Origin of the sequence: Sphingomonas aquatilis, assembly GCF_014196115.1 — a bacterium.
Taxonomy (GTDB): domain Bacteria; phylum Pseudomonadota; class Alphaproteobacteria; order Sphingomonadales; family Sphingomonadaceae; genus Sphingomonas; species Sphingomonas aquatilis.
This window is the reverse complement of the sequence record NZ_JACIDB010000023.1, coordinates 1-9,894: the sequence shown is the minus strand read 5'-3', so window position 1 is coordinate 9,894 and position 9,894 is coordinate 1. Positions and strand designations below refer to the sequence as shown.

Below are 9,894 nucleotides of genomic sequence, written 5' to 3'. Positions count from 1 at the left end.
TTCTGACTCCGGGGGTGTAACTAATTCTGTAACTAGCCTCAATCCCACGAGGTAAAAGCTGCAGATCAGGTTGTAACTGCGCCAGCGTTCCTGGCAGGTTCGTATAACGGGCTCCTAGTTGTAACTAGGGGCCCGTTTTTCGTCCCATTCTGAGTCGGCGCTAAACGACCGCCGGACAGCGTGTTGCAATGGCGCGGGGTTCTTCATACGTTCTTCGGTTATTGCCGCGAGAACAGGGTCGATGCAGCCGACAACCGATAAGAAGCGGGGACCGTATTACCGCAAGAACGTCCGCTTCGACGGCGGCGAACGGTTCGCGTTCATGTGCGCCCGGTCTAACGACCTGCCAGACGCATGGGCACTTCGATATGCCTTAGCCAAGCTCCGGCAGAAGTCCATCAACCTCGCCAACCGCGTCGTCGACTCACTGTGCCTTTTCTACGAGTGGGCCGAGAACGAGGGTCTCGACATCACCCAGCGCCTCGAGTCCGGCGACCTGTTCTCGCCGATGGAGATCGAGAACCTCTCCGAATTCATGCGCACCAGCAAGAAGGCTCCGCTCGAGGTCGGCGCAATGAAGGTCAAGCGCGTCGTCGTCGGCAACACGCACAAGGACAGGATGAAACGCGTCCTGGCATATGTGAATTGGCGGATGTCGCACATCTCGCTCGCCATGACCGACCAATCCCGCGTCTACTTCATCAACGCGCGGCTCGCCGTCTTGAAGAACGTGGTCGCCAGCATCGCCGGCAGCAAGCAGAAGCAGCGCGAGGCGCTCACCGACGAGGAACTCGACTTCCTGATGCAGGTCGTCCGTCCGGACGATCCGCGCAACCCCTTCGCGCCGCATACGCGTGACCGCAACTTCTGCATCGTGCTGTTCTTCGTCGAGTTGGGCATGCGCGAGGCAGAGCCGCTTGTCCTGAAGTCCGAGCACGTGAATGTGGCTGGACGACACCCCGGCATCAGCATCGTGCCCAACCCCAACGATCCCGAAGAACACCGCACCGATCCGCCGCTCGTCAAGACCAATGGCCGCGACCTGCCCATCAGCCCGCTCCTGGCGTTCTCCATGGACCGGTACATCATGAAATGGCGCACCAAGCTGCCGGGCCACAAGAGGAACCCCTTCATCTTCCTTGAGACAAACGGCGGCGCGGCCATGTCGCTCGACGCGCTGTATGACATCTTCCGGACGCTGCGCGCACGCTTCCCTGACGATCTGCCGGCGGACCTGTCGTCGCATAGGCTGCGCCACACCTGGAACTCACGGTTCCGGCGCCTGGCCTCTGAATACGGGTGGCCCGAGGCATTCCGCCGCATCATCAACAACTACATCATGGGCTGGAACAAGACGTCCGAGCAGGACGCGCGCTACGCCCACTCCGAGATCGTGCGTGAAGCCGCGAAAATCCTGCGCGCGCTGCACGCTCCCACCGACGCCATGAAGGCCGCCGCGTGATGGCGAGTCTGCCGATCGCCGCCCTCGCTACAATTGCTCGCAGGTGGCCGCCGCGCGATACCGTCATTGTCGATCGCGCCGGACTCCCCGTGGACGTGTCCGGCCCGGTCTGGCGGCTGAACGACCCGATGCGCCCAGCCTCGATCAATTGGGACAATTTCCCGCTGACCGACTGCATCGCGCTCGACGGGATCAAGGGATATCACGTCCACCTGATCAAGAACGGTTCTGCGGCGGCGGTGGCGAACGCGTTCCACCAGGTCAGCTTGCTCGTGCGGATGCCCGTCTTCCAGCAGGCAGCGGCAGCCGGGGAGACCATCCCCTACCTCGCGCTCAGTCAGGCGCAGGATTACCTGGGGAAGGAGGATCAGTGGAAGCTGCACTACGGCCGCGCCATGTATCGCTGGTGCACGCAGGCCGGATACGACGGCTTCGACCAGCGCGTGCTTGACCAGATCGAGGAATGGCGGATCGGCGGCAACCGCAAGGGCGCCGCGGTCCGATCCCGCGATCCCAATGAAGGACCGCTGACGTCGAGGGAGGTGTCCGCGATCGTGACAGCCCTGAGGGCCGCCCGGCTCACCGGGGCAATGCCGCTTCCGGAACAGGCGGCACTCGCCCTGGCGCTGGCGTTCGGCTCTAACTCCAGCCAGTTCGCCTCCATGCGCGAGGATGATGTCGAGCCCCTACAGTCAGGTGGCGCTATCGCGGCCTGGATCGTCAGCATCCCCAGGCACAAGAAGGGCGAGGCGCTTTCGAGGTCGTCCTTCAGGCGGCGGAAGCTCACCGGGCTGTATGGCGAGATCATCCAGGATCTGATCGAATGGAACGGGACGCGGCCCACGTTCGAGAACGACGCACGGCCCCTCATCCGCAAGGGCACGCTGCGCATGCGCACCACCTTCGACGACCAGTGGCAGGCCCACATCTCGGCTGCGACCTTCACGCAGCTGCTGCAACGGGCGGTCCGGCGTCTGGGGATCACGACCTACGGGGGCAAGCCCCTCGAGGTGACGTGCCGCCGGTTCCGCTACACCCTTCCGAGCAGGATGGTAGCCAATGGGGCGTCGCAGGCAGCGGTCGCCGACGTCCTCGACCACAGCGACCTTCAGAACGTGCCGGTCTACTGGGAGATCCACTCCGACATCGTGGACCAGATCGACACGGCGATGACGACCGCCCTTGCACCGCGCGCGCAGGCCTTCGCCGGGATCATCCGCAACGAAGCGGATGCGATCCGAGGTGACGACGAGTCGAGCCGACGCTTCCTGGCCGACCCCGGGAGTAACCGGATCGAGGTGATCGGTAACTGCGGCGAGTTCCGCTTCTGCGGGATCACCGCGCCCTACGCCTGCTACACCTGCGTCAAGTTCCAAGCATGGATGAACGGCCCGCACCAGGAGGTCCTCGACCAGCTGCAGCGGGCGCGAGACCAGCGTGCAAGCCTCGGCCTCCATCCCAAGATGGTCGGGATCGAGGACGAACTCATCGAGGCCGTCACCGACACCATCGCGAGGATCGCCGCCAAGTTCGCCAGCGAAGGGTCAATCAATGATTGAACGCCTCGTCACAATCCCCGAGCGGACCGCGCGTTCAGCGCTTGCCGAAGTGATCAGGCGTGCGCGCCACGAGTGCGGCGCCTTCGGATCGGATCTGGCCTACGACGAACCGGTCTGGGATGTCACGGCGAGCTGCCCGCGGCCCAGCAACAAGTCCCAGACCGCCGCCAAGATCTACTACACGACGCATGATGGCGGCACGTCCAAGAGCATGAAGGGGCGAACCGCACTCGGCGAGCCGTTCGGCGCGTTCGTTAAGGCCATGGTGCGCCTGAAGCAGGACGCGCGGCCGCAGACGGCCGATCCCCTCATCGCCATCGTGCACGCCGCGCGTGACCTGGGTGAGGAGCTGCAATCGCGAAACAACGATCCCTGCATGCTGCTGACCGAAGACTTCGACGCCGCCTCAAGGCGCATCATCGAGCGTGCCGGCGGGAGCAAGCCTTACAAGCTAGGGCTCGCGTTGGAGGAGATCGCCCGCTTCATCGATAAGCACGGCATCACGCCGATGCGGCTCGATTGGAAAAACCCGATCAAGAGGGTCAGCAACGCCCGCGACCGGACCACTGAAGTCGCGGCAACGGCGCGCGCCGACAAGATCCCCGATGGGGAGGTGTTCGATGCGCTCGCCGAGATCTGGCAGATCATCGACAACCCGAGCGACACGATTCTGATGGGCTGCATCGTGCTCCTTCATTGCGCCCCGTGGCGCATCGTCGAGGTCCTGCGGATCGCATACGACTGCGAGGTCGAGGAGCAGAAGGAGGGTCCCGACGGACCCGTGTTCGACAGCGATGGCGTCCCCGTGATGCGCTACGGCGTCCGCTACTGGAAGGAAAAGAGCGGCGACCCCGACATCAAGTGGATCCCTACGGTCATGGTAGACGTGGCCAAGTCGGCCATCGAGCGGATCCGGCAGGCGACGGCCGGTGCGCACGAGCTCGCCAAGTGGCTGGTTGCCAATCCAGGTCGCGCGTGGCTGCCTGCCGATATCCGGCCGACCACGGACGACGCATTCACGGTCAAGGACGTACAGCTGATTCTCGGCTTCAGCGCGCCGCCGGCGGCACTCCTGTGGCTCAACACCAATGGCGTGCCGCTCGCCGACCGCGAATACGAATCCCGACAGTTCGGCGTCAAACTGCGGAAGATGGTGGCGGGGGCGGATCTCGAAGCAGCGCTGCTGCGCATGCTGCCTTCGGTTGCCCCTGGCAGGGCCGAGGCCCCGCTCCACGAGCGCCTTTTCGTCAGCTTCGCCAACCAACACCACGCCAAGCGGGCGACCATCCCCTGCCTGCTCGAGATCACCAGCGACCAGCAGGTCCGAGACTTCCTCGGCGGCAGGCGCGAGAACGGCAGGACCGTCATCCAGTCCGGCTTCTCCCGCCTGCTCAACCGGCCGCACCTGAGCGCTCGGAGCCACCAGTTCAGGCACTGGCTCAACACGCTGGCCCAGTCGGGCGGCCTAGAACAGCAGCTGATCGCGCGCTGGTCAGGAAGGGACGACCTCGAGCAGAACGCGGAATACGACCATCTCACGCCCACGGAGCTAGCCGCCGCGGTGCGTGAGCCGCTGGCCAAGGGCATGGCCATCGGCGTGCTCGCAGACATCCACACCAAGTTGGAACCCGTGGAGCGGGAGGGCTTCCGCGACGTGATCGTCGCCACGGCGCACGTGACGGAAATCGGCTTCTGCATCCACGACTGGAACACGGCACCCTGCCCCGAATTCGGCGCGTGCTCGACCTGCGCGTCATTCGTGTTCGTGAAGGGGGATGAGAAGCATCGCCGTCGAACCGAGGAGATGCGTGTCGATACGGCATGGATCATCACACGCCTCGAAGCCGAGATGGACGAGGGGACGCGCGGCGCGTCCAACCACTACCGGACTATGCGCGCCAAGCTCGACAGCCTCGAGCGCATCCTGGCATATCACGACGACGCCAGCATCCCGGACGGCACGCTCATCCAGCCGAACAGCTCGTCGCCGGTCCACATCCAGGCAGCAAGGGAAGAGGCGGCATGAGCCAGGAGAAGAAGCCGGGCCGCAGTCGCATCCCGATCACGCCCGAGCGCAAGGAGAAGATCATCGCGCTGATCGAGCGTTGGACGGTCGAGTGGGGTCGGCTGACGGGTCCGACGCTCGAAACCAGGGTGGAGACCTGCCTTGGCTGGAAGCTGAGCCGCATCGGCATGTTCAAGCATCCCGAGATCGAGACCGCGTTCGAGAAGCGTCGCCTCGGACTCGTCGAGGGCAAGCCGCCCAAGAAGCGCCGGCCCGCGCACGAGGAGGTGACCGCGCAGCGCATCAAACGGCTCGAGAACGACAACACCAAGTTGGAGAAGAAAGTCGACAACCTGCTTGAGATGATCGCCCGTCACCACTTCAACGCGCAGCGCAGGGGCATGACGATCGCAGAGCTGGAGGCGCCGCTCAACCAAGCGCGCACGGAGACGCAGTTCCCCGACACCGGCAAGAAGAAGCGGTGACCACATGTCCGAGATCAGCAACAAGGAGCGCGGCGAGGCCAACCATCAGGCGCTGATCGGCTACTTCGACCGCATCGGTGCCGCCATCCCGCGCAAGCCCGACGGATCGGCCGACATCGCCGCGATCGTACGCGACGTGCCGCTGAACGACCGGCAGCCGATCTACCAGAACAAGCGCAACCGCGACCTGTGCAACGACCGGTTCGCCCGGCACGGCATCCCGCCGATCGCGGCCAAGGGGTCCGCCGACACCGAACCGTTCCAGCGCCCGGGTGCATCTGCTCCAGACGAGGAGAAGAAGGCGCTGAAGCGGCACAACGACCAGCTGCAGAAGGAACTGCTCGTCGCACGGGCCGAGGCCGTCGAACTTCGCCGCCGCATGCGCCGCTACGAGGCGATCGAAATCCACCTGGCGGACACAGGCCGCCTGCCGCGATGAGCGACATCGCCGTCCGCGCAATAGTCACGCACGTGCTGAGCGCCGGCGCACGCATGGCGGTGTTTCGCGCCGACGACGGCAACGATGTCCGCCGCCGCTTCGTCGCACGGGATCTCGCGAGACCGCCGGCTACCGGCGAGACCTGGCACATCCGCGGCACCGTCGAGGTCCATCCCGGCTACGGCCCACAGGTCGTCGTCACCGACATGAAGCTGGCCCGCCCCGAGGGCCGCCTGCTCGCGCGGCTCCTCGCCGGCCAGCGCTTCCCCGGGGTCGGCGACGCGACTGCCAACAGGCTGTGGGACGCTTTCGGCGAGCAGCTGATCGACGTGCTCGAGGCGGGCGACGCCGAGGTGCTTCTACGCGCTCTCCCGGACGACAACCGCTCGCGCGCGCAGATCGAGACGATCCTTCTCGAATGGCCGCTGGTGGACGCCGAGCCGCGCATCCTGGCAGGCTTCGACCGCCTCGGCATCCCGCCGCGCATCGCCGCCAAGCTGCTCGCCGTGTACGACGCCGACGCACTCGACCGCATCCGCGACGATCCATATCGGCTGCTCGCATTCACCAGCTGGAAGTCGGCGGACGCGATCGCGCGCCGGATGGGAGTCGAAGCAACCGACGAGCGCCGCCTGGTCGCCTCGTGCGAGGCCGCGCTTCATGCCCGGCTGAAGGATGGTGACACCCTGATGGCCGGCGACGACCTCAGGAAGGCCGCCAGGGCTCTTCTCGGCGTGTCCATGGGTGACGACATCCTCGACACCGCCTCGCGTCTGGGCGCCATCCGCAGGCGTCCCACCGGCTGGCAGGCGTCGGGCACCGCGCTCATGGAGGACGCGATCGCACAGCGCATAGCGGACGAACTCGCCTCCTCGTCGCGTGGACCGACCGTTCTCCCCCTTCCCCACCGATCCGATGACGGCGTCAACCTCAACGCAGGACAGGCGGACGCCATCGCGATGGCGATCACCGCGAACTTCTCGCTACTGGTCGGCGGCGCCGGGACGGGCAAGACGACCACGCTGAAGGCCATCTGCCGCACTGCGGCAGCCGCCGGCATCCCGATCGAGATGATGGCGCTCTCCGGCCGCGCCGCCCTGCGCATGCGCGAGGCCACCGGCGAGATGGCCCGCACCATCGCGGGCTGGCTGAACGGCGTGGCGACCGGCCACGTCGATCTCTCTACGCTTCCCCTGATCATCATCGACGAGGCGAGCATGTGCGACCTCGGGTCGCTCTACCGCATCATGCTCTCCGCGCCCGTCGGCTGCCGCTTCCTGCTCGTCGGCGACGACGGCCAGCTGCCGCCGGTCGGCTTCGGTCTCACCTTCCACGCCCTGCTCGACGTCGACGCGATCCCGCGCACAGTGCTGACCGAAGTCATGCGCCAAGCAGCGGAAACCGGCATCCCGGCCGTCGCCAAGGCCGTGCGCGACGGGATCCTGCCCGACCTGCCCGCATGCGACGGTGCCGCCGCCGCAGGCGTGACGATCGCGACCTGCGACGCGCGCGACGTGGTCGCGACCGCCGTCTCGATACGACGCGCCCATCCGACCGCGCAGATCGTCGGGTCGATCAAAGGGGCAGGCGAAGCCGCCGATGGCGGAACCGCCGCCATCAACGCCGCCCTGCATGACGCGTGGGCGGCAGCGCGGAATCTCGATCCCTCGACCTGGCTGCGGGGGGAGCCCGTCATCTGGACGGTCAACGACTACGACCTCGATCTGTGGAACGGCAGCCTCGGCAAGGTCGTCGGCATGACCGAGGAGGGTCTCGCCGTGCGCTTCGACGAAGGCGACCGCACCATCCCGGTCGAGTTGCTCGACCACCTCGAGCCGGCCTGGGCGATCACGACGCACAAAGCGCAGGGGTCGCAGTTCGAGATCGTCGTGGTGCCGGTCACCGCGAGCCGGATCCTCGACAAGACGCTGCTGTACACGGCCATTACCCGGGCCACGCGACGGGTCGTTCTCGTCGGCGACCCCGCCGTCATCACCGACGCGATCAGTCGCGGATCTCAAGCATCGCGGCGCAGCACCTGGCTACGACAAGCGGTCGAGGGGTCAATTGCCGGCGGCATAGAGGTCAAAGCCGCCTGACGGAATTGCGGTGAGGGGAGAAACAGAGACGCTCGACAGCGCACCCACCTACTTCGCTCTTCGGAATGTCCAATCGGCAATCTTCACCAGGAGCGCCGTGTCACCCGTATCGTTCCATACGGATGACCGAAGGCCCCAGTAGAAACGGTGCTTCATGGTGCCGTCCTTCTTTTCCTCCTGCGTATCCGTGCCCCGACCCGTCCGCAGGATGATCGTATCACCGGCCTCGACCTCCTTGGCCGGAAACCAGAACATGTGACGTAGCTCGTTGGAGACTGCATCGGGGCTGACGTAGGTGGTGTCCGCCAGGATGTAGTCGCCGATGTCGCAGTCGCGATCCACATGCAGTGTCACGTATTCCTTCGTTGCGTCACCGTCGACATTGATGCCCGTAATCCTGACGTCCATCGCACAATCCCTTTTACGATCTTGTTCAAGCGGATGTGGACCTGATTGGTCCACACACAAGGGGATCGGCCCCCACGTGAGACGCCGCCAACCACCCCTACTTTGATCCAATAGGAGGACAGGCATGTCCGAAGCGACGACGCGCGCCTACGCCGCATCGGCCGAGGCTCTGACGCAGAACCTGCTCGCCTATGGCAGTGATCTGCTCGGCCTCGACCCGCAGACGGAGCGACTCGTGCCTCACGCCACCGAGCCCTATCGGGTCGAGATCCTGACGGACATGGGAGCCCCCTTTCCCCTGACGACCGTGTCGCTGAAGCAATGGCGCAGACGTGGTCCGGGATCGACGACCGAGGTCATGATCCGCGGCCTCGGTCACCTTGCCCGCACCCGCGTATGGCGACGTCGCGGCACGATCGCTCCGCCCCACGGGTTGCTGCACACCAGCGCCTTGGCCAAGGCCGTGGTCGAACGCGCCAAGGTTGCGCCGCAGGAGTTCTTCGACGCGACGTGGGCAGACGTCGCGATCGGGGAGAAGTACAGCGACTCGACGGACTGGATGTCGGCGCAGGCGCCGCCTGAGCTCCTCGCACGGGCGGCCGTCGCCACCCATCCCGCCATCCACCTTCCTGCAAAGCTGCCCTGGCTGAGCGGCTACAGCACGCTCGACGCCGTGTTCATCGACGCCCTGATGCTCGACGAACGGGTGGTCGTCCATCACCGGCCTCAGGACGGAGACCGCTTCGAGATCCGGCTTCGCCCCGACCTGCCGATGGTTCTCGCCACCGCCGTGGTGGGGCGGCCGCTCAGCGGCGTGATCTCGCATCCGGTGCTGAATCGGTTCGACATCATGATCACGGGCGTCACGACCCATCGGCAATCCATCCGCCTTCACGTCACCGGCACGGACCCATGGGTCCGACGCCAGTTCGCCGGCGGCAGCGATGCCCGGCGGGAAGTGAACCAGGAGATCAAGGCGCTGAAGGCGGGGCGAAGGCGGCTCGAAGATCTGATCGCCCGGCACCTGACGATCCCGGGCCACAAGGGCGACATCGAGATCCCGATCGGAGACGACGTCATCTTCGACGACGACTGGGACGAGTTCGCGGATCGGCCGTGGCCGAAGCACGACGAGTTCGAAGGCATCTACACCAAGCGCCGCGCCCGAGACGCTCGCCACGACGATGGCGACCCTGCGATCGTCTTCGACGAGGAGGATCCGGCGTCCTACACCTGACGAGGACGACGACGGTGAAAGCGCGCGCCGCCGTGACAGGATCAGGATACGGCTGTAAGCGTTCATGTGAAAACCGGCGCATATGCGTCGCATAGTTACAACGAGGTGCCGACGTGATGCAGTGCAAGGCCGGTTCGCCGAGAGGGGGAGGGGCTGTTCTTACATACAGTTACACCTCTCCCCCGGAATAACCGTTCTGA

8 protein-coding genes are annotated in these 9,894 nt (G+C 65.6%); 7 read left to right on the top strand and 1 reads right to left on the bottom strand.

Going from position 1 to position 9,894, the window contains the following annotated elements:
• Positions 1-241 precede the first annotated feature (241 nt).
• Genes GGR47_RS18795 through GGR47_RS18770 form a run of 6 tightly spaced genes read left to right on the top strand, consistent with a single transcriptional unit; the run spans position 242 to position 8,049 of the window.
• A complete protein-coding gene (locus tag GGR47_RS18795) occupies positions 242-1,462 on the top strand; it encodes a site-specific integrase (protein ID WP_147037147.1) in 1,221 nt (406 codons plus the stop codon).
• Positions 1,462-3,021: a tyrosine-type recombinase/integrase gene (locus tag GGR47_RS18790; RefSeq protein ID WP_147037148.1), complete on the top strand. Its 1,560-nt coding sequence runs from the start codon at positions 1,462-1,464 to the stop codon at positions 3,019-3,021. Before GGR47_RS18795 ends, GGR47_RS18790 begins: the two co-directional genes overlap by 1 nt.
• Positions 3,014-5,047 (top strand): hypothetical protein, encoded by a 2,034-nt coding sequence (locus tag GGR47_RS18785; RefSeq protein ID WP_147037149.1) that lies wholly within the window; start codon positions 3,014-3,016, stop codon positions 5,045-5,047. Before GGR47_RS18790 ends, GGR47_RS18785 begins: the two co-directional genes overlap by 8 nt.
• Complete coding sequence (locus tag GGR47_RS18780; RefSeq protein WP_147037150.1) at positions 5,044-5,511, top strand: hypothetical protein; 468 nt, start codon at positions 5,044-5,046, stop codon at positions 5,509-5,511. Before GGR47_RS18785 ends, GGR47_RS18780 begins: the two co-directional genes overlap by 4 nt.
• Before the next feature lie 4 nt (positions 5,512-5,515).
• Positions 5,516-5,950, top strand: a complete 435-nt coding sequence (locus GGR47_RS18775; protein ID WP_147037151.1) for a hypothetical protein — start codon at positions 5,516-5,518, stop codon at positions 5,948-5,950.
• A complete protein-coding gene (locus tag GGR47_RS18770; RefSeq protein ID WP_147037152.1) occupies positions 5,947-8,049 on the top strand; it encodes an AAA family ATPase in 2,103 nt (700 codons plus the stop codon). Before GGR47_RS18775 ends, GGR47_RS18770 begins: the two co-directional genes overlap by 4 nt.
• Positions 8,050-8,097: 48 nt before the next feature.
• Here GGR47_RS18770 and GGR47_RS18765 read toward each other — a convergent pair whose 3' ends face one another.
• Positions 8,098-8,457, bottom strand: a complete 360-nt coding sequence (locus tag GGR47_RS18765) for a hypothetical protein (protein WP_147037153.1) — start codon at positions 8,455-8,457, stop codon at positions 8,098-8,100.
• Positions 8,458-8,581: 124 nt separating this feature from the next.
• Between GGR47_RS18765 and GGR47_RS18760 the strand changes: the two genes are divergently transcribed.
• The gene (locus tag GGR47_RS18760) at positions 8,582-9,694 is read left to right on the top strand and encodes a hypothetical protein (RefSeq protein ID WP_147037154.1); all 1,113 of its coding nucleotides are present in this window, start codon (positions 8,582-8,584) and stop codon (positions 9,692-9,694) included.
• The last annotated feature ends 200 nt before the right edge of the window (positions 9,695-9,894 follow it).